Source organism: Bacillus cereus group sp. MYBK14-1 (assembly GCF_051916885.1).
GTDB classification, from domain to species: Bacteria; Bacillota; Bacilli; order Bacillales; family Bacillaceae_G; genus Bacillus_A; species Bacillus_A cereus.
This window is the reverse complement of record NZ_JBQAHM010000001.1, coordinates 258,124-277,710: the sequence shown is the minus strand read 5'-3', so window position 1 is coordinate 277,710 and position 19,587 is coordinate 258,124. Positions and strand designations below refer to the sequence as shown.

Genomic DNA, 19,587 nt, shown 5'->3' with positions numbered 1-19,587 from the left:
ATTATATATGAAAAGGAAGGTGATGGATATGTCAACAAACAATCAAATAGAACAAAACTGTTTCATTTGCGAAAAACATAAAGGAAATATTATAGTTCCAGGTGGAGCTATTTACGAAGATGAACTCGTTTACGTTGGACATGTCCCTGGCCTTGCTGAACTAACAGATGAAGAAGCGAAAGCATTCGGACTTATAACAAGTAGAGTAAGTAAAGCGCTAAAAGCAAGTGAAGGTGCGGAACATATTTACACTTTTGTTTCAGGAAATGGTGTACCACATATGCATATGCACATCATACCGCGTTATGAAAATACACCAAAAGAGTTTTGGTCACCGACTGAAGTAGCGAAATGGAACGGTGCGCCTTATGGTGACGCAGGAAAAATCAAAAAACTATGCGAAAGATTACGAAAGTATATGGTGAGTGAATATGCATACAACAAATAATAGACAACATTCATGGGTTGGAAGTAGTGAAATGTGTTTAGACGAAGTTTCAGTAAAACAATATGGTGACATCGTGCTCGGTACATATGGTGGGAATATAAGTGCTGGAGCAAAAAAGAACGAAGATGGTGCGTTAGTTTGGTCAAATGGTGATTGGGAATTTGCAGCTATATTAGATGGACATAATAGTGCAGAAAGTGTTGATTTAGTAGTAAATACAATTCAAAAAGAATATGAAAATATAAAAGAAATGATGAATGAATCAATTGATATAGTATTTCGATCTATTGAAAATCATATTCTTACTATCTTTCAATCTTCTTCATTTAAGGAAAAGTGTCAAAGAATTAAAGGTGAAACAGCTTGCTTACTATGTGTAAGAAAAGAAAATTATATATGGTGGCTATCTATTGGAGACTGTTTAGTTTATGTATTTCATGAAGAGTTACATAAGTTAGGACAATATGCATTAAATCAACGTCATTTTTACGAATGGATTGGAAATGTAAACACATTTGATTTACCTGTTCCTTGTTATTCAACAGGCATTCGTGAATTACGTAATGGAAAGAATCGAATTGTAATGGTGACAGATGGAGTATTAGAATGCGGGGAACGTCGGTATGAAACTCCTGTAAATCTGTATAGTGATATGAATAGAAATAATAACGTACTTAAAGTAAATATCCATAATGTTTTAGAACACGTTCACCTGCAATTAGGAAGAGATAGTGCGACGATTATTAGTTGGGACATTGATAATAAAGGAAAAGCTACTTATCCGAGTGATCAGCCAGATAAAAAGTAAAGGAGGAGACATCACTGTTTTTAGTTAAAGGAATTTTATTAATAGTATGGATCATATTCTTAGTTGTTTTGGAAAAAGTAGTGAGAAAAAAATTAAATATACCGAAACAAACAGACTGGAATAGTAAATATGTAAACAACGCTCATAAATGGGGCACTAGGGCTCTTATCGTTTCTTATATAATTGTTACGCTGATATGTGCTACTTTAAATCCTATTTATATTAGTAATTTACCCATTTTATTTTTAATAACCTTATACTGCTTTCAATCATATATGGAATGGAAATTTGATAAAGAATCGAGGGAATATGTCATTTCTTTAGGAACGGTTCCGTTATTAATAATAACAGGAATTATGCTTAATCTTTTCTTTTATAGATATTGGATTTAATTATATATGGAATGAATGGGGAGACAAAATGAAAATGCCTAAATTACGTGCTGAAGCAATGATTGTAAATAAAGATCATTCTAAAGTACTAGTACAATGTGATTTAAGTGAAACATTTTATCGTTTTCCAGGAGGCTCTATTGAATTTGGGGAACCTGCAAAAGAAGCGATAATACGAGAATTAATGGAAGAATACGATTTGAAAATTGATGTCCAAGAGCTAGCTGTTGTAAATGAGCATATTTTCGAGTGGAACAACGAAAAAGGACATCATTGTACATTGATACATTGGGGAACTGTTCAAGAGATGGTTACAAATGAAATAAGGCATAAAGAACATGAGAATATTATATTAATATGGATGAGCATAGAGGAATTAAAGGAGAAGCCAACATATCCTGAAGGAATTGTAAGTTATTTAGAAGAGAATAACCATAATATAGTCCACTTTGTTTCTAAAAATATATAAAGTAATTGGAGGGATAACAATGGATACCTCTACAATTTTAATTATTATTATTGGACTGGGTATAGGTGGTTACTTTTTAGAACAGTTTTTAAGAAGAAAATTAAATATGGAGAAAAGAGGCTTCTTTGGATATAAGCATGTGAATAGTTTACATGTAAAATTAGAAATAGGTCTTATTATTATTTATGTAATAAGTAGTTGTTATTATATGTTTAAATTTGAAAACGCTAAAATGGCTCATGTCATGTTCACTTATTTAGGGATATCATGGACTTTAAGAGCATGGATGGAATGGAAATATGATAGAAAATCAAAAGAATATATACTTTCGATAACGGGAATGGTTTCTTTTATATTGATGCTCTCGATACTATTTTATTTCGTTCCACCTGCTGTATAATTAAAAATTTGATTATAAATAATGAGATAACTAATAAATAAGAAACCATTTACTGCTAAATGGTTTCTTATTTAATTTAAACATTTAATTTCGCTAATACGGATTTAATGAAATTTGTTTTATCCTCTGCATATTGATGTTTATCATTAGGATTAGCTTTTGAAAGTTGAATCTTCAACTGTTCATACTGTATACGAGCAGTCTTATTGTCTATTAAGTAATCACGAAATTGTAATTGTTCTATTAAATATGTATTCCCTTGTTCATACATATGAATTTGATGAGTTCTTGGTTCACCTTTATTAAAATAGTATCTTTCGGGTAATACTTCTTTTCTATATTTATAGTTTAGTAGTTCTAACTTTTTAATACAATGTATACCGTCCGTATAATTTTCTAATTCAATTGCTATATCAATAATTGGCTTTGCACTTAAATATGGAATAGAAGTACTACCAATATGGTGCATCGCTAAAATATGTTCGCCAATTTGTTCCTCAATGATTTGTTTCTCTTTCATAAACTCAATTTCCCATTCTTCAATCCACGGCACTAAAAACACTTTCCCATACGGTAAACCTAACATTTAATTAGCACCTCTTTCAAAATAGTTTTCAAAAAGTTTATTACATCTTCTTAAAGCTTCTCAAAACAAGGTATTCCCACAATCTCCAAGGAAGAATCTTCTTCGTAAAGATCATAAATTTTACACCTTTTCCAATAGGATATCGTAAAGTAGTACGCTTTGTTTCAGCAATTTCAACGATTTTATTAGCAACATCTATCGGATTACCAAATGTATCACTACCGCTATTAATATGTTTTTGTATTTTATCCATATATTCTTTGTAAGGAGATGTTGTATCAGATTGGTTTTCAGCTAGTTGTTTACCAACCTCCCATATATTTGTGTTGTAAGAACCAGGTTCAATTAAAGCGACATCTATTCCGAAAGCTTTTAATTCTAAGCGAAGCGATTCACTCCAGCCTTCTAATGCATATTTTGAAGATACATAAGGAGATAAACCAGGGAATCCAACTTGGCCGCTAATGCTGCTTATATTAATGATTTTTCCACTTCTTTGTTTTCTCATATCTGGTAAAACAAGCTGGGTAATTGATATAGCTCCAAAAAGGTTCGTTTCAAATTGCTTTCGATATTCGTCTACTTGGATTTCTTCTACAAAGCCCCCATTTGCATATCCTGCATTATTTATAAGGAGATCTATTCTATTAATTTCTTTTAAAAATAATTGGAAATTATGTATAGAATTTTGATCTGTTACATCTAATTGTTGAACTTTTATATTTTGTTGTAAGTTAAGTTGAGTAACTTGGGATAGTAAGGTTCCTTGTTTTTCAAGGTTTCGCATTGTAGCGATAACTAAATAATCTTTTTTTGCGAGTTCGAGTGTAGTTAATAGTCCAAATCCACTTGAGGCTCCAGTAATTATTGCGATTTTTTTATTCATTTTTCGCCAGCTTTCTTTTTCTTTTATCATAACGAGTTATGATAAGAAAATCTATTATTCTTACATTCATTATGAAATCAATTTGTATGTAAAAAAAGGGGATTATAGGGAATCAGCGTATATAGAGTAGTGTATATTAATATGATAATGAAATGAGGGAAGAAAAATGGTCCATGTAAAAGCTGTATTAGCAGATCAGCTATTAGCGAATGCAAATGATCCCAGTTGGTATATGCCATTTTCAGATGCAGTTAAGGATTTATCCGAGAGGGAAGCTTTCTGGAAACCGAATGAAGAGAGTAATAGTATAGCTGAAATCGTACAACATTTACTGTATTGGAACTCTACGTGGCAAACTAGGTATAAAGAATCAAATGTGAATGCAGTACCCGCTATAGGAGATAATAACAAAAGTTTTATGCTCTCAGATAATCAAACTTTCGATGAATTACGGGAAAAACTACTAGAAAAACTGTTACAATGGCAAAATCTCATAAATGAAGAAAAGGTTGAAAGTGATGTAGTGGGATTTCCTGTTTCTGCAAAGTGGTGGGAAGTGCTAGCGAATGTAACAACTCATAATGCATATCATATTGGTCAAATTATTTACATCCGAAAATTACAGAAGAGCTTTGATAATGAATAAAGTAACAATTCTCTTATTAAGGGAACAAAAGTGGACAAAACGAGACAAACGTCTCATTTTGTCCACTTTTTTATTGTTTAAAGATAGAGAAAACCTATTAAAACAAGGATTTGAAATTGGCACAATACTTGCAATATAAAAGACGAACAAGAAAATAGGAGGGCTGGACATGTTAAAAACAACTGAAAGTAAAGGGAATGAAATTACGAAAGAACAAGCTCGTTGGATGTACGAAAAAATGTTAGAAATTCGTAAGTTTGAAGATAAGGTGCATGAATTGTTCGCGCAAGGCGTTTTGCCAGGTTTCGTTCATTTATACGCAGGTGAAGAAGCGGTAGCAGTTGGTGTATGTGCCCACTTAACGGATAGTGACAGTATTACAAGTACACATAGAGGTCATGGACATTGTATCGCAAAAGGTTGTGATTTAAATGGTATGATGGCTGAACTTTTCGGGAAAGCGACAGGATTATGTAAAGGAAAAGGCGGTTCCATGCATATTGCCGATTTAGATAAAGGAATGCTAGGTGCGAATGGCATTGTAGGCGGCGGTTTCCCACTTGCTTGCGGTTCAGCATTAACAGCTAAATATAAAGGAACAAAAGATGTAAGTGTTTGCTTCTTCGGTGACGGAGCAAATAATGAAGGGACATTTCATGAAGGGGTTAATTTAGCGGCGATTTGGAAGTTACCAGTTATTTTTATCGCAGAAAATAACGGTTACGGTGAAGCAACTACATTTGAATATGCTTCAAGTTGTGATTCTATTGCTGATCGTGCAAAAGCTTATAATATTCCAGGTGTTCAAGTAGATGGAAAAGATCTTCTAGCTGTATATAAAGCTGCTGCAGAAGCAGTGGAACGTGCACGTAATGGTGATGGTCCAACAATTATTGAATGTATGACATATCGTAATTATGGTCATTTCGAAGGTGAAGCACAAACATATAAAACATCAGAAGAAAAAGAAGAACATTTAAACGAAAGAGATGCAATTGTGAATTTCCGTAAGCATTTAATTCATGAAGGTTTATTAACGGAATCTGAACTTGTTGATATGGAAAAAGCAGTAGATGATGCAGTACAAAGATCCATTGAATTTAGTGAAAATAGTCCATACCCAGACGATGAAGAATTATTAAAAGATGTATACGTTTCTTACAAATAAGAGGAGGGTGAAAAATTATGACTAGAACAGTAAGTATGTCAACTGCAATTAATGAAGCAATGAAAATCTCAATGCGTCGTGATGAAAATGTAATTTTAATAGGTGAAGACGTTGCAGGCGGTGCACAAGTTGATCACCTGCAAGATGATGAAGCTTGGGGCGGTGTGCTTGGTGTTACGAAAGGACTTGTACAAGAGTTTGGCCGAAATCGTATATTGGATACACCAATTTCTGAAGCGGGTTATATGGGAGCTGCGATGGCCGCTGCTGTAACTGGGTTACGTCCGATAGCTGAGTTAATGTTTAATGATTTTATCGGTAGTTGTCTTGACCAAGTATTAAACCAAGGTGCGAAATTCCGTTATATGTTTGGAGGTAAAGCAAAAGTACCCGTTACAGTACGTACGATGCATGGCGCTGGTTTTAGTGCAGCAGCTCAACATTCACAAAGTTTGTACGCATTATTTACGAGCATACCAGGTATTAAAGTTGTTGTTCCTTCCACACCGTATGATGCAAAAGGCTTATTATTAGCGGCAATTGAAGATGATGATCCAGTAATCTTCTTTGAGGATAAAACACTTTACAATATGAAAGGTGAAGTGCCAGAAGGATACTATACAATTCCATTAGGAAAAGCAGATATTAAACGGGAAGGTTCTGATGTAACAATTGTCGCAATCGGAAAGCAAGTTCATACAGCGCTTGCAGCTGCAAAGCAATTATCGAAAAAGGGGCTTGAAGTAGAAGTAATTGATCCACGATCTTTATCACCACTTGATGAAGATACTATTTTATCATCTGTTGAAAAAACAAATCGTCTTATCGTCATTGACGAAGCGAATCCTAGATGTAGTATTGCAACAGATATTGCGGCAATTGTAGCGGATAAAGGTTTTGATTTGTTAGATGCACCTATTAAACGAATTACAGCACCACATACACCTGTTCCGTTCTCACCACCACTTGAAAAGTTGTATTTGCCAACACCAGAAAAAGTAATTGAAACTGTATCAGAAATGATCGGAGACCAATCTTTATTACATGTGTAATAAAACGATGAGAAGGGAGAGAGAGACATGGCTGTAGAAGTTGTAATGCCGAAGTTAGGTATGGCGATGAAAGAAGGTATTATTACGAGCTGGAATATTAAAGCAGGCGATAATGTAGCAAAAGGAGAACTAATTGCTAGTATTAATTCAGAAAAAATTGAAACGGAAATTGAAGCGCCAGCTGATGGTACGGTACTTGATATAGCTGTAAGTGAAGATGAAGGAGTGCCGCCTGGTACTGTAATTTGCTACATCGGTAAACCGAATGAAAAGGTAGAAATGCAGGAAAGCACACATGTTGTAGAAGAAAAAATATCTAATATAGAAGTACAAAATGTACAAAATCAAGAAGCAAATGGGAAAGAAGTATCGAAGCAAAGAATTAAAATTTCACCTGTAGCCAAGAAAATTGCAAAGTCTGAAAATCTGGATATCAAGGCATTAGTTGGTACAGGTCCTGGTGGAAGGATTACAAAGGCAGATGTATTAAAAGCACTTGAGGTAAGAGTAAACGTTCCGGAAATATCTGAACAAGAAGAAAGTAACGTGATTCCTGTTACTGGTATGCGTAAAGCGATCGCAAATCGTATGCACGCAAGCTTACAAAATAGCGCACAATTAACGTTAACGATGAAAGTAGATGTAACAGATGTAGTTGCTTTACATAAAGAAATAGCGAAAGTTGTACAAAAAAGAGATGATAATAAATTAACCATTACGGATTTTGTCTCGCGTGCTGCTGTATTAGCACTTGGAGAGCATAAAGAAATGAACAGCGCTTATATAGATGATGCAATTCATCAATTTGAACATGTGCATTTAGGCATGGCAGTCGCATTAGAAAAAGGGTTAATCGTTCCAGCTATTCGCTTTGCAAATAATTTATCTTTAGTAGAATTGTCTAAAGAGATTAAGAATGTGGCACAAAAGGCGCGAGCAGGTAGCTTAAGTAGTGATGATATGCACGGAACGACATTTACAATTAGTAATTTAGGTAGCTTTGGTATTGAATATTTCACACCGGTATTAAATACACCTGAGACTGGCATTTTAGGTATTGGCGCAATTGAACATGTTCCTGTATATAAAGGGAAAAAATTAAAAAAAGGTAGTATGTTACCTTTAAGTTTAACATTCGATCATCGTGTACTAGACGGTGCACCAGCAGCTGCATTTTTACGCACAATTAAACATTATTTAGAAGAACCTATAACAATTCTTTTATAAAGAGAAGGTGAGAGAATGAGTAAACTAGTTGTAATTGGAGGCGGACCAGCTGGCTATGTAGCAGCAATTACCGCGGCTCAAAATGGCAAAGATGTCACTCTTATTGATGAAGCTGACCTTGGCGGAACATGTTTAAATGTTGGGTGTATGCCGACGAAATCACTGTTAGAAAGTGCTGAAATACATGACATTGTGAGAAAAGCGAATGATTATGGAGTTACGCTTAATACAGGAAGTATATCAATTGATTGGGATCAAATACAGGCGAGAAAATCACAAATCGTAATGCAACTCGTCCAAGGAATACAATATTTAATGAAGAAAAATAAAATTAAAGTTGTAAAAGGAAAAGCGAAATTCGAAACGGATCATCGTGTGCGAGTTGTACAAGGAAATAAAGAAGAAGTAGTTGATGGAGAGAGCTTTATTATCGCATCTGGTTCCGAACCTACAGAATTACCATTCGCTCCGTTCGATGGAAAATGGATTTTAAATAGTAGCCATGCCATGTCTCTTGAGAGTGTACCATCTTCATTGTTAATCGTTGGCGGTGGTGTAATAGGATGTGAGTTTGCAAGTATTTATAGTAGACTTGGCACAAAAGTATCGATAGTTGAAATGGCACCGCAATTACTACCTGGTGAAGATGAAGATATCGCGAATATTTTAAGAGAGAAATTGGAAAAAGATGGTGTGAAAATTTTTACGGGAGCAGTTTTAAAAGGATTAAATAACTATAAGAAGCAAGCTTCATTTGAGTACGAGGGAATTACTCACGAAGTAACTCCAGAATTTGTTCTTGTTTCTGTAGGAAGAAAACCACGAGTGCAACAATTAGGATTAGAAAAGGCAGGGGTTCTGTTTTCAAATAAAGGGATTGCTGTGAATGAACATATGCAAACGAACGTATCGCATATATACGCAGCTGGTGATGTAATCGGTGGAATTCAGCTTGCTCACGTTGCCTTCCATGAAGGAACGACAGCAGCATTACACGCAAGCGGAGAAGACGTGAAAGTAAATTATCATGCTGTGCCCCGTTGTATATACACAGCTCCAGAAATAGCTAGTGTCGGGTTAAGTGAAAAAGGTGCAAGAGAACAATATGGTGATATTCTCATCGGAGAATTTCCTTTTACAGCGAACGGAAAAGCTCTTATTTTAGGAGAACAAGTAGGTAAAGTAAAAGTCATTGTAGAACCTAAATACCAAGAAATTGTAGGGATTTCTATTATCGGTCCTCATGCAACTGAACTTATTGGTCAAGGAACCGTAATGATTCATACAGAAGTTACCGCTGATATAATGAGAGATTATATTGCAGCACACCCTACTTTATCAGAAGCAATTCATGAAGCGTTAATGCAAGCGGTAGGACATGCTGTACATGCTTAAATGGAAATATAATAAACCACTATTCTCTAAACAAATAAGAGAATAGTGGTTGGATTTTTTATTAATAGAATATCTTATTATTTTTTAATTTCAATCGCTGAAGTAATATCGTTCCAATCAGGAGCTAAATTAGCAGTTTTACCATACCAATCAGCGTGTTTAAATATAACACCTTTTCCATATCCTTGTGTTGAAGTGTGCTCCCAAAGTGTCGTTGAATAACTTGCAGAAGGTGAGGCTGTACTTACAGAAGAAATTCTGTCATTCCAGCTAGATGGTAAGTTTTTAAAGCCGCTGCTCCAGTAAATATATTGACCACCTTTATCTTTATGTTCGTAAAAATCAGTACTACCAGCACCGCTACCTAAAGGATTAATATTATTTTTAATTGCTTTTTTATCCTTTGCAATATACGCATCCAATGTTTCACGGCTAGTAAAACCATAAGCTAGCCAATCTCCATTTTCATTTTGCTCTGGTAATACCATAGTAATTTGGATATCTTTCTTATCCTGATCACTTAATTTTGCAAATGAATTAACATTTTGTTCATCCACTTTTAAATAATCAAATGACTTAATTGTGTTACTTTTTTCCTCAGCACTTACTGCACCTAGTCCTCCAGTTAATGCAAAACCCGCTACTAATGTCCCTGCTACTAATTTCTTCAACATATAACCATCCCTTTTTGTTTGAATTTTTGTACAGATGAATCTTGTACAGCTAAAATGTATTCTAATTTTATATTTTTGTAAATATTCTGAAGTTTTAGAAATAATAGGCGGAATATTTACATTTTTACATTATTTCTTTAGAAAAAATGGTTATTGGAATGATATAATAAATGGATGTATTGCTTTTACTGGATGTAAAGATATTTTAGGAGAGGTGTCATTGAAATATTTTACAAGAGAATGGTATAAAAAAATGCAAGTTTTAGAATTTATAAGTTTTATAGAGTCTATAAAAGAATGGTCGGAAATGGATATACAAAGTTTAAAGGAAGAAATAGAGGAAAGGAAAATAGATTTATTAAAATTCCTTCCTGAATCGATATACTCAATTATACAAAACATCACAATTAATTCAGAATACCCATCAGGTGAACTGAAAAAACTTATGCAAGAGTGGACAACAGATTATGAGAAAAGAATGGCAAAATTAGATCAATCATACGTAGAATATTTTAATTCCATTGAGAAAAAACTTCCGTCAAATGTCGCTCAGTTACACAAGACATTACTACACGATAGTGTAATTAAAGTAATAAAGAGAGAATCAGAAGATACTTTGTCTATCGTATTAGATTGCAGTGGTACTTTTAGTGAATTTGATAAACTTGGAGTAACCTTTATAGGAGTAACACAGTGTTCTATGCCGGAAAACTTTGAAAATGCTTGGTGGTTATATCATGAAATAGCTCTTACTGAAGATGGTTTTGAACTAGGCGTTTTATTTGACTCTCCGTTTAGAGAAGTGACGATTTGCGCAGCAGATGTATTACTTGTGAAGAAATAATGTTGTATGGAGCATTACAAACGTTTGACATAATAAAAAAATAAAGTTATTGTAGATATATGAAGTCTACAATAGGAGCTGTACTATGAAATATTCTAAAGCTACAAATTATGCTCTTCATACAATGCTTTTTCTGGCAAAGGCCACACCAAATAAGTTAGTTAGTGTTCACCAATTGGCAGAAATGCAAAATGTTTCACCAACGTACTTGTCTAAAATACTAACTAAGTTGACGAAGGAAGGGATGATACACTCATCATCTGGTCCAAAAGGCGGTTACTCGCTTAGTAAGAATTGGGAAGATATTTCATTTTTAGATATTATACATGCAATTGAAGGTAAAACATCATTGTTTGAATGTTGTTTACATGACAAACCGGGATGTTTAATTAATGAGGCAATGCTCGCAGCAGAAGAGAAAATGGAAGAAGAGTTACGAAATCAAAAAATCGTAGATCTTGCGAAAAAAATAAAAGTGGATTTTTAATCTGCTTTTATTTTTAAATTAATTAAGGATAAAAAGGCTCTTTGATATCTTTAATTGTAGTTAGAAAATGATATGAAGAAGGAGAGAAGATGATGACTAAATTTTGGAATGATCGATATAAATCAGATGAATATTTTTACGGGGAAGAACCTAATACATTTATTAAAGAACAAGCATTTCGTTTAGCAAATCACAATAAAGTAATAGCTTTCGCGGAGGGAGAAGGTAGAAATGCTGTATTTCTAGCAAGACAAGGGAACGAAGTAACAGCTATTGATTATTCGGAAGATGGATTAGAGAAGACAAAAAAATTGGCAGAGAAGCACAACGTAAACGTGCATACAAAAAAAGTAGATTTATTAGCTGATAGTTTGCCAGAAAATGAATATGATGCAGCAATTATGGTATTTGGACATTTTCATGATGATTATAAAAAAATGATATTAGGTAAAATGATACAAACGATAAAGCCTGGTGGTTTAATTATGTTTGAAGTTTACTCAAAAAAACAAATAAACTATAGTACTGGTGGACCAAAAGATGTTGATATGCTGTATGATCCAATTGATATCTTTACTTGGTGTGAAGAACATAAGGTAATTCATTTCTTTAATGGCGAACAAGAGCGAATTGAAGGGAAAGGGCACACTGGTTTAGCTGATGTTATTCAAGTTGTTATTAGAAAATTAATATAAGTGTTAATGAAAGTTAAATGTATGAATGTAAAAGACCAGTCATGTAAGACTGGTCTTTCTATTTAGATACTAAATTATCAAGCTTCCAATATGTATTTGTTAACGGCGCTGCTTTGCTATCTATGTATAAATACATATTATTTAAATCTTTTGGTGAAGTTTTCAGTTCAAATACAACGTCAGTAGTTAAAGAGAATTCGTGTGGAACATTTTTATAGTGCTCGTCATCTATCGGATGAGCTTCACCTTCATATTTCTCACCAGTTTTTTCATCTTGTATGAAATATTTTATTTCCGAAAGATCAATAGTTTGTCCATCGTCTCGAACATTATTAATCATAACACGAGTAGTAAGGCGCCGCTCTTTGTCTATTTTTTCAAACTTTGCATTCTCAACTGTCGCTCTATAGTATTCGTTTTTAACTATTTCTCCATAGTGCATTGCATTCTTTTCGAGAGCGCTCTTTTCTTGTTTTGATGTAGTATTGCTATTACATCCTGTTAATATTCCAGTAAATAATAATGCTGTACATGTCGTTTTGATTAATGATTTCATAGTAATCCCTTTCTGTATTAAAAAGTAAAACATAGGAATAATTTCACATCAACAGGAAGGTGAATGGAAGTATTTTTGCGTAATATACAGATATACATTTATTTGGTTGTCAAGTTAACAGGATAGAAAGAGGGAGAAGACTGTATAAAACGGAATAAATAAGAATTGAAAATATTGTAAAACGGAAGAGGCATGCATATAATTAAAATAAAGTTTAAGTTTCTGAACCTTCAATAACGGTGGTGATAACATGTTTACTGAAGAACGTCGAGAGAAAATTTTAGAACTACTTAATACAGATGGAAGAGTAATAGCAAAGGATCTTGCGGAAAGATTTGATATGTCTATTGATTCTATAAGAAGAGATTTGTCTATTATGGAAAAGGATGGTTTATTAAAAAGAACGCACGGAGGTGCAATTGAACTTACGCGAGTGAGAAACTTAGCTGCGGAACCAACTAAACGTTATAGTGATAGCTCAATATATGAGGACACAATTGCAAGAGTTGCGGTATCTTATATACAAGAAGGTGATTCAATTTTTATTGGTGGGGCTTCCGTTCATAATGCGATGCTGAAATATTTACCGGAAGTATCATTTACGGTTATTACGAATTCTATAGAAATAGCTGGTTATCTACGAGAATATAAGAATATTGATACGTATTTAATTGGCGGAAAAGTAAAACCTTCAGGGAATATTACTGATACACTTGCCTCTGAATTGATAAGTAGATTTTCTATTGATCTGTATTTCTCTACAGGTGGAGGCATTTCATTACAAGGTATTAGTACCGCAACACCTGAAGTTGCTTATTTTAGTAAAAGAGTAAGTGAAATTGCTAGAAGAAATATTTGTTTAGTTCCGCATAATAAACTTGGAATAGATTGTTTTATAAGAGGAGAGTCTCTAAAAAAAATTGACATTATTATAACTGACGAAGAGGCTAGTAAAGAAACTGTTCAGGACTTTGAGAAACAAGGTAAACAAATTGTAATAGCACCATTATATTCATTTGAAAGGAGTTTGACATGATTGTAAAAGAGCAAGAGTTTCATATAAATGGATTAACTTATACAATTCGTTCTGCAGCTGAGAAAGATGCTGACCAGTTATCGAAAATTAGAGTTCAGATTGATGGAGAAACTGAAAATATGGATAGAGCTGCTGGAGAGGGATTTATAGATAATCTAGGATTTCAAAAAATAATAAAAACAGATAGTGAAGAGACGAAGAATCTCTTTTTAGTTGCAGAAGTGCACAATCGAATCGTTGGATTTTCAAGGTGTGAAGGATCAAATTTTAAGAGATTATCTCATAAAGTGGAGTTTGGCGTTTGCATTTTAAAAGAGTTTTGGGGATATAAAATGGGTAAGAGCCTATTACAACAATCTATTAAATGGGCTGACGAAAATGCAGTAAATAAAATATCTTTACAAGTATTAGAGACAAACGAGAAAGCTATTCATCTTTATAAAAAATTAGGTTTTGAAGTAGAAGGCGTTTTGAAAAATGACAAAAGACTATCGGACGGAAAGTATTATAATACGGTAGTGATGGGAAGGTTTACTGATACTTTTCATAAAAGAGGTGAAGAAGTATGTTTTACAGAAGGAAGTACTATGTAGTGAAAAATGAATTCATAGAAGTATTTAATGATCATTTCAATAACACGAACTTACCTAATCAATTAAAGCATGGTTCTAAGCTAATAGGACGCTGGATGAAAGATAATAAGAATGGTACGTCTGAAGTATTTGCCATATGGGAATATGATAGTTATGAACAGTATAAAGAAATAGAATCGAAAATTAGAAGTGACGAGAGGCATATTAGAAGAATACATGAATGGTATAAAAACCATGGCGGGAAAGAATATGTTTTACAGGAGTACATAGTAGAGATGAAAAATGAAGAGTTAGTATGTACTGTAAAGTAATAGAGGGGTGAGGGATAATAGGAATGAAAACAAAATTATATTTTAGTTTAGCATCCACTATTTTATTTGCAATAGCCGTGATTGTTTTCTTTATAAACGGTAATCCACAAAAGTGGTTTTGGTTATGTATTTTCTTTGCTTCCATTATACAAAATATAGTGCTACTAAAAAAGAATAAAGAAGTGCATTAAGATATTCAAATTATTAACATATTTGTGTCGTCTTTCTAGTTTTATTGAAAACGCTTTTATTCAGTTTTATAATAAAAGTATGTTTTTACAGATCTCCAAAACAATGAATAGGGAGATGATACAATGTTAGCTTCACCGTTTTACTTACATACATGGAAAAAGTTTATTAATGAAGGAGTCCTTGATTCGAACCGTATAAACGAAAGAATTTCAGAGTCATGGCATCGATGTAAACAAGCAAATGTGAATCCTCACATGAATAAGGGTCAGAAAATTTTGTCTTCTAATTTTTTTCAAGATCAAAAGAAAAAGAGTGAAATCTTCCTAGATATCGCAATCCCTCAAATACAAAATATGAGAAAAACCATTGATGAACTACAAATGATGGCATTATTAATCGATCCAGATGGTTATGTTCTATCCTTAAGTGGAAATAAACAAACGTTAAAGCGAGCGAAACATATTAATTTTATTGAAGGTGTAAAATGGACAGAAGCAGCTGTGGGGACAAACGCAATAGGAACAGCGCTAGAAATTGAAGAAGCTATTATGATAAGTGGTACTGAACATTACTCCGTGGCATCTCATAGTTGGAGTTGTGCGGCTGCTCCCATTCATAATGATGATGGGAAATTAATTGGTGTTCTAGATTTCTCCTGTCCAATTGAATTTTCGCATCCATATATGCTCGGTATGGTAACTTCAATTGCACATGCGATTGAACGTGAATGTAGCATAAGAGTTCATCAAAATGAATTACACTTAATCCATCGTTTTTTAGATGTCATTGATAGTGATGAACAAGTAGTTATTTGTAATCATCGTGATGTTATCGTTTCTGCGAGTAAGAGCGTTCGGGAACGAGTAACTAATTGGTCAAGAATGAAACTTGAAGATTTAGTGCACCATGGATTGGAAACTAAATTAGAAATACCGGTATATAGTAATGAAAGAATGATCGGGAAATGTATGTATTTAAAGGAAAACAAACAAATGAATACATATTCTGCTTTCACATTTATAAAAGGAATTACTTTTCCAGGAGTTACCGGGACAAGCAAAGCATTTCAACACACACTAGAAGAAATTAAGCTTGTTTCACCGACTGATGCTAGTGTGTATGTATGTGGTGAGACAGGAGTAGGAAAGGAATATGTCGCGAGAGCGATTCATGAAAATAGTCCAAGAAAAGACGGGCCCTTTATAGCTGTTAATTGTGGTTCTTTGCCTAAAGAATTAATGGAAAGTGAATTGTTCGGTTATGATGAAGGTGCGTTTACAGGTGCGCGACGTCAAGGGTATAAAGGGAAATTTGAACAAGCGAATGGAGGAACATTATTTTTAGATGAAATTGGTGAAGTACCACCAGAGATGCAAGTAGCATTATTGCGTGTTTTACAAGAACGTACAATAACTCCAATAGGAAGTTCAAAAGAGGTACCAGTAAATATTCGTATTATTACTGCCACACATAAAGATTTACTACGGTTAGTAGAAGAAGGGAAATTCCGTCAAGATTTATATTATCGTTTACATGTTTATCCACTATATGTTCCATCGTTAATAGAAAGAAAAGAGGATATTCCATATTTTATACAACACTTTTGCGAACGGAAGAATTGGAATGTTGTATTTCCGAAGAGTATTTGTAATCAATTTTTACAACATACATGGCCCGGAAATATTCGAGAACTAGTAAATACATTAGAACGCATTTACATTTTGTCGCAAGGACGGGAAATATGCGAAAAACAAGTCGCTTTTTTGATACAAACAATGATGGGAAATCAACAACAACTTGAGTTACAAGTTGAAAATAAAACCGAACATACATTGAATTTTCGCGAAAAAATACAGCGTGATAGCATGATTGAAGCATTACAAAAGACAAACGGAAATGTTTCATTAGCTGCAAAACTATTAGATGTACCCCGTAGTACATTTTATAAACGAATGCAAAAATATAAGTTATAAAGTAGATTTTTGTAATCTACTTTTTCTTTGTGGGCTCATGTTCTGTCGGAATGTGCGCTTACCGGGGAAATAATAGAATTGTTAGAAGGGAAATTTCCTAATGGGGGTTAGTGTGTGAAGTACATTGAAATTGGAATCGGGAATAGGTGGTTCGTTCGAACAGAAACCGAAAATAAAGATGGAACTGAATTTGAAGAACGAGGAATTATAAAACCTATTTATTTTGAGTCACTATATGTACGAATGTGGTTTCGGAAAACGTGTTTAATTTTTGATACGAAAGAAGGATTTAAAAAGATTAAGAAGAAGAGGATTGAATATAAATTTATAGTTGGAATTGTAAGTAGACTGAATAAAGAAAAAGTGTGCTAACATACATAGTTATATTGGCCAGGAAATTCTATTGACTTATATCAAACTCATAAAAAGTAATTTTACTAAATATAAATTGTTAATAAAACCACTAAGGAAACTTAGTGGCTTCTTTTTTTATAGGAAGGATTTTCATATGAATAGGATCTTAACGATTGTACTTGCAATTATTGTAATGGGGTATTCCATTTATAGTTGGAATGCTGTTTCGGAACAGAGTATGCTAATTTTACAAACGCTTATAGGGATTATGTTAGTTAGTTTAGGAGTGCAAAATTTTAAAAAAAAAAGAAAATAAAAGTATGGACATCGCTTGACTACTCGTTGCATTATATTTAATTGTTGTATTGTTAGTAAAACATTTTGCATGAATAAGTATTTAAATTATTTATTCATGATTTTCTTATTACGAAAAACATTCTCGCAATAAAAGTTAAAATTCCACTTGTATTTCACTATATAAAATATGGCATAATGATTTAGTTAAATAGAAATGGATAGGGTATTTGAGAGGGGCAGTATAATGAGTTTTGCAATTGAAATAGTAATAAAAGCACCAATGGATATTGTATGTGACTATATAATAGAAGATGAAAAAATAAAAGAATGGAATACGTTTATAATAGAAAATCGCTATCCTTCAAATATGGATAAAGAGAATCCACGTGTAGGAGATAAATATATTACTGTTCAAAAAGTCGGTAAGAAAATATTCGAGGCAGAAGTAGAAATTCTTGAATACGATACACCGCATATTATTTCACTTGGTAGTGAAATGAAGCAAGGATATTCAGCAATGACTTATATGTTAGAAGAAGATGAGGAAGGTACAGCACTAACATTAATTTCAGAATATGAACCTAGTAATTTTTATTATAAAATGATGTATAAGTTAACAGGTTGGATTTCACGAGGTTTAACTATGGAACAAATGGAACGTCTAGCAGAATGTGTAGAAGCTGCTTATCATAAAGAAGATTAATATTAAAATATATTAAGGTAAAAGCGTTACTCAATCTCATGAGTAACGCTTTTACTGTTTGAAGATTTTTCATTGAAAAACTCAATAGCTCTTTCATATATTTCTTTATCAACACAAAATCTTTCTGTTATCCAATAATTAAGTTCAGAAGATGTAATGATTTGTTCTCTTTTCTTACCTTGGAAATATCGTTTTAAAACATTATCATTAATAGAAGTTGGAATACCATCGATATAACCGAAAATCTGAATTTTCTTTAATACAGGAGATGTATGCCAATCGTTAGACTTTTTAACGAGTTCTTTCATACTTGATAAATGTATTGGATCTGTATGTAAGATTTTTGCTGGACCTGGATTTCTAGCAATTTTAATCCTATTATTTGAGACTTCATAAGTGAAAGTTTCTCTTACATTACTTACTTGAAATGATTCATAAAGTGGGTAAGCTTGGAATAAAGGTGCACAATAACCAACATCAACATAATAAGGTTGGTCTAAGTTAACCCGTAAGCATAAATGTCCGGGATCCATATACATATAATGAATATTAAAACCAAGATTTGATAATAACCAATGGAATCCAATTGAGTGCGTCCAACAAGTACCCCCGAGACCTTTTGTTGTAATACGGTTTATGTATGTCTCAATGGAAGGAAAATAATTACCTGTTTCATTACCCTTTTCCCAGTCAATTATTTTAGTAAGGGTTTCCCATTTTATTTTTTCTTGATGAGCTTTAATAAGCTCATTTAAAAACTTTAAGCTAGTAGGCTGTTTTGTCGTACCTAAAAATGATAGAAAGCTATTTACTAGTTGTACTTGGGTCATTTTCTTATCCTTTCTATATAGAAATTGCTATTGGTATTATTATACAATAGGTGTCAGAAAATACAGTTGTTTATTATTGGGGTGGGAGAGAATTATATGTCGATGTCGCTATATTATAAAAAAATCCGTGAGCAATTAGGCCATGAACTAATATTCATGCCAAGTGTAGCTGCAGTTATTAAAAACGAGCAGGGAGAAATCTTATTTCAATATCCTGGCGGAGAATATTGGAGTTTGCCGGCTGGAGCAATTGAGCCTGGAGAAACTCCAGAAGAAGCGGTAGTTCGTGAAGTGTGGGAAGAAACGGGTTTGAAAGTGCAAGTAAAAAAACAAAAAGGGGTATTTGGAGGGGAAAGGTTCCGTCATATATATCCGAATGGCGATCAAGTAGAATATATTGTTGTTGTGTTTGAATGTGAAATTACTAGTGGAAAACTGAAATCGATAGATGGTGAATCTTTAAAACTACAATATTTCTCATTTTCTGAAAAGCCTACTTTAGCACTACCATACCCAGATAATATATTTTTATAGATGTAAAATAACACACCTTACTTATTGAAGG

26 protein-coding genes and 1 pseudogene are annotated in these 19,587 nt (G+C 33.3%); 22 read left to right on the top strand and 5 right to left on the bottom strand.

Annotated elements, in window-relative coordinates; translation table 11 throughout:
• Positions 1-7: 7 nt before the first annotated feature.
• The 5 genes from ACTFR3_RS01400 (at position 8) to ACTFR3_RS01380 (ending at position 2,517) form a co-directional block, all read left to right on the top strand.
• The gene (locus tag ACTFR3_RS01400; protein WP_243821055.1) at positions 8-448 is read left to right on the top strand and encodes an HIT family protein; all 441 of its coding nucleotides are present in this window, start codon (positions 8-10) and stop codon (positions 446-448) included.
• Complete coding sequence (locus tag ACTFR3_RS01395; protein WP_000557581.1) at positions 432-1,256, top strand: PP2C family serine/threonine-protein phosphatase; 825 nt, start codon at positions 432-434, stop codon at positions 1,254-1,256. The genes ACTFR3_RS01400 and ACTFR3_RS01395 overlap by 17 nt, the downstream gene beginning before the upstream one ends.
• A gap of 68 nt (positions 1,257-1,324) precedes the next feature.
• Positions 1,325-1,648, top strand: a complete 324-nt coding sequence (locus ACTFR3_RS01390; protein ID WP_002197847.1) for a DUF4181 domain-containing protein — start codon at positions 1,325-1,327, stop codon at positions 1,646-1,648.
• Between the two features lie 28 nt (positions 1,649-1,676).
• On the top strand, positions 1,677-2,117 hold the full coding sequence (locus ACTFR3_RS01385; protein ID WP_440041298.1) for an NUDIX domain-containing protein: 441 nt from the start codon (positions 1,677-1,679) through the stop codon (positions 2,115-2,117).
• A 19-nt stretch (positions 2,118-2,136) separates the two neighbouring features.
• Positions 2,137-2,517 (top strand): DUF4181 domain-containing protein, encoded by a 381-nt coding sequence (locus ACTFR3_RS01380; RefSeq protein WP_000381557.1) that lies wholly within the window; start codon positions 2,137-2,139, stop codon positions 2,515-2,517.
• A 76-nt stretch (positions 2,518-2,593) separates the two neighbouring features.
• On the opposite strand, the gene ACTFR3_RS01375 is transcribed toward ACTFR3_RS01380, so the two are convergent.
• Together ACTFR3_RS01375 and ACTFR3_RS01370 are read right to left on the bottom strand one after the other, a co-directional pair.
• The gene (locus tag ACTFR3_RS01375; protein ID WP_440041300.1) at positions 2,594-3,103 is read right to left on the bottom strand and encodes a GrpB family protein; all 510 of its coding nucleotides are present in this window, start codon (positions 3,101-3,103) and stop codon (positions 2,594-2,596) included.
• Positions 3,104-3,143: 40 nt separating this feature from the next.
• Positions 3,144-3,989, bottom strand: coding sequence for an oxidoreductase (locus ACTFR3_RS01370; RefSeq protein WP_440041301.1), 846 nt, complete (start codon positions 3,987-3,989; stop codon positions 3,144-3,146).
• A 166-nt stretch (positions 3,990-4,155) separates the two neighbouring features.
• Here ACTFR3_RS01370 and ACTFR3_RS01365 point away from each other — a divergent pair, with 166 nt between their 5' ends.
• Genes ACTFR3_RS01365 through lpdA form a run of 6 tightly spaced genes read left to right on the top strand, consistent with a single transcriptional unit; the run spans position 4,156 to position 9,477 of the window.
• On the top strand, positions 4,156-4,635 hold the full coding sequence (locus ACTFR3_RS01365; protein ID WP_000233778.1) for a DinB family protein: 480 nt from the start codon (positions 4,156-4,158) through the stop codon (positions 4,633-4,635).
• The gene (locus tag ACTFR3_RS01360) at positions 4,628-4,774 is read left to right on the top strand and encodes a hypothetical protein (RefSeq protein ID WP_001045412.1); all 147 of its coding nucleotides are present in this window, start codon (positions 4,628-4,630) and stop codon (positions 4,772-4,774) included. The genes ACTFR3_RS01365 and ACTFR3_RS01360 overlap by 8 nt, the downstream gene beginning before the upstream one ends.
• A 30-nt stretch (positions 4,775-4,804) precedes the next feature.
• A complete protein-coding gene (gene acoA / locus ACTFR3_RS01355) occupies positions 4,805-5,803 on the top strand; it encodes an acetoin:2,6-dichlorophenolindophenol oxidoreductase subunit alpha (RefSeq protein WP_000921277.1) in 999 nt (332 codons plus the stop codon).
• A gap of 17 nt (positions 5,804-5,820) precedes the next feature.
• Complete coding sequence (acoB, locus tag ACTFR3_RS01350) at positions 5,821-6,855, top strand: acetoin:2,6-dichlorophenolindophenol oxidoreductase subunit beta (RefSeq protein ID WP_440041303.1); 1,035 nt, start codon at positions 5,821-5,823, stop codon at positions 6,853-6,855.
• Positions 6,856-6,882: 27 nt separating this feature from the next.
• A complete protein-coding gene (locus ACTFR3_RS01345) occupies positions 6,883-8,082 on the top strand; it encodes a dihydrolipoamide acetyltransferase family protein (RefSeq protein WP_440041305.1) in 1,200 nt (399 codons plus the stop codon).
• Positions 8,083-8,097: 15 nt separating this feature from the next.
• Positions 8,098-9,477 carry a dihydrolipoyl dehydrogenase gene (gene lpdA, locus ACTFR3_RS01340; RefSeq protein ID WP_440041307.1) on the top strand — a complete coding sequence of 460 codons (1,380 nt, stop codon included), beginning with the start codon at positions 8,098-8,100 and terminating at the stop codon, positions 9,475-9,477.
• A 77-nt stretch (positions 9,478-9,554) separates the two neighbouring features.
• Here the strand turns inward: lpdA and ACTFR3_RS01335 are convergent, their stop codons facing one another.
• The gene (locus ACTFR3_RS01335; protein ID WP_000914433.1) at positions 9,555-10,151 is read right to left on the bottom strand and encodes a hypothetical protein; all 597 of its coding nucleotides are present in this window, start codon (positions 10,149-10,151) and stop codon (positions 9,555-9,557) included.
• Between the two features lie 220 nt (positions 10,152-10,371).
• On the opposite strand from ACTFR3_RS01335, the gene ACTFR3_RS01330 reads away from it, so the two are divergent.
• From ACTFR3_RS01330 to ACTFR3_RS01320, 3 genes are all read left to right on the top strand, one after another.
• The gene (locus ACTFR3_RS01330) at positions 10,372-10,995 is read left to right on the top strand and encodes a DUF4085 domain-containing protein (RefSeq protein ID WP_440041309.1); all 624 of its coding nucleotides are present in this window, start codon (positions 10,372-10,374) and stop codon (positions 10,993-10,995) included.
• Positions 10,996-11,080: 85 nt separating this feature from the next.
• Positions 11,081-11,482 carry an Rrf2 family transcriptional regulator gene (locus ACTFR3_RS01325; protein ID WP_440041310.1) on the top strand — a complete coding sequence of 134 codons (402 nt, stop codon included), beginning with the start codon at positions 11,081-11,083 and terminating at the stop codon, positions 11,480-11,482.
• Between the two features lie 89 nt (positions 11,483-11,571).
• Positions 11,572-12,177 carry a class I SAM-dependent methyltransferase gene (locus tag ACTFR3_RS01320; protein WP_440041311.1) on the top strand — a complete coding sequence of 202 codons (606 nt, stop codon included), beginning with the start codon at positions 11,572-11,574 and terminating at the stop codon, positions 12,175-12,177.
• A 58-nt stretch (positions 12,178-12,235) separates the two neighbouring features.
• On the opposite strand, the gene ACTFR3_RS01315 is transcribed toward ACTFR3_RS01320, so the two are convergent.
• Positions 12,236-12,733 carry a hypothetical protein gene (locus ACTFR3_RS01315; RefSeq protein ID WP_053564253.1) on the bottom strand — a complete coding sequence of 166 codons (498 nt, stop codon included), beginning with the start codon at positions 12,731-12,733 and terminating at the stop codon, positions 12,236-12,238.
• A 250-nt stretch (positions 12,734-12,983) separates the two neighbouring features.
• Here ACTFR3_RS01315 and ACTFR3_RS01310 point away from each other — a divergent pair, with 250 nt between their 5' ends.
• The 7 genes and pseudogenes from ACTFR3_RS01310 to ACTFR3_RS01280 all read left to right on the top strand — a co-directional run bounded on the left by ACTFR3_RS01310 (position 12,984) and on the right by ACTFR3_RS01280 (position 18,192).
• Positions 12,984-13,769 carry a DeoR/GlpR family DNA-binding transcription regulator gene (locus ACTFR3_RS01310; RefSeq protein ID WP_119683515.1) on the top strand — a complete coding sequence of 262 codons (786 nt, stop codon included), beginning with the start codon at positions 12,984-12,986 and terminating at the stop codon, positions 13,767-13,769.
• Positions 13,766-14,362, top strand: coding sequence for an N-acetyltransferase family protein (locus ACTFR3_RS01305; RefSeq protein WP_440044095.1), 597 nt, complete (start codon positions 13,766-13,768; stop codon positions 14,360-14,362). The genes ACTFR3_RS01310 and ACTFR3_RS01305 overlap by 4 nt, the downstream gene beginning before the upstream one ends.
• Positions 14,335-14,673: an NIPSNAP family protein gene (locus tag ACTFR3_RS01300; RefSeq protein ID WP_440044094.1), complete on the top strand. Its 339-nt coding sequence runs from the start codon at positions 14,335-14,337 to the stop codon at positions 14,671-14,673. The genes ACTFR3_RS01305 and ACTFR3_RS01300 overlap by 28 nt, the downstream gene beginning before the upstream one ends.
• A gap of 314 nt (positions 14,674-14,987) precedes the next feature.
• Positions 14,988-16,838 (top strand): sigma-54-dependent Fis family transcriptional regulator, encoded by a 1,851-nt coding sequence (locus ACTFR3_RS01295; RefSeq protein ID WP_440044093.1) that lies wholly within the window; start codon positions 14,988-14,990, stop codon positions 16,836-16,838.
• A gap of 114 nt (positions 16,839-16,952) precedes the next feature.
• Complete coding sequence (locus ACTFR3_RS01290) at positions 16,953-17,210, top strand: DUF3977 family protein (RefSeq protein WP_000873847.1); 258 nt, start codon at positions 16,953-16,955, stop codon at positions 17,208-17,210.
• A 136-nt stretch (positions 17,211-17,346) separates the two neighbouring features.
• Positions 17,347-17,527 (top strand): annotated as a pseudogene (locus ACTFR3_RS01285) (DUF3953 domain-containing protein).
• A gap of 206 nt (positions 17,528-17,733) precedes the next feature.
• Positions 17,734-18,192: an SRPBCC family protein gene (locus ACTFR3_RS01280; RefSeq protein WP_119683512.1), complete on the top strand. Its 459-nt coding sequence runs from the start codon at positions 17,734-17,736 to the stop codon at positions 18,190-18,192.
• A 26-nt stretch (positions 18,193-18,218) separates the two neighbouring features.
• Here ACTFR3_RS01280 and ACTFR3_RS01275 read toward each other — a convergent pair whose 3' ends face one another.
• On the bottom strand, positions 18,219-19,022 hold the full coding sequence (locus tag ACTFR3_RS01275; RefSeq protein WP_440044092.1) for a hypothetical protein: 804 nt from the start codon (positions 19,020-19,022) through the stop codon (positions 18,219-18,221).
• 96 nt (positions 19,023-19,118) lie between these two features.
• Here ACTFR3_RS01275 and ACTFR3_RS01270 point away from each other — a divergent pair, with 96 nt between their 5' ends.
• Positions 19,119-19,556: an NUDIX hydrolase gene (locus ACTFR3_RS01270; protein ID WP_065212641.1), complete on the top strand. Its 438-nt coding sequence runs from the start codon at positions 19,119-19,121 to the stop codon at positions 19,554-19,556.
• The last annotated feature ends 31 nt before the right edge of the window (positions 19,557-19,587 follow it).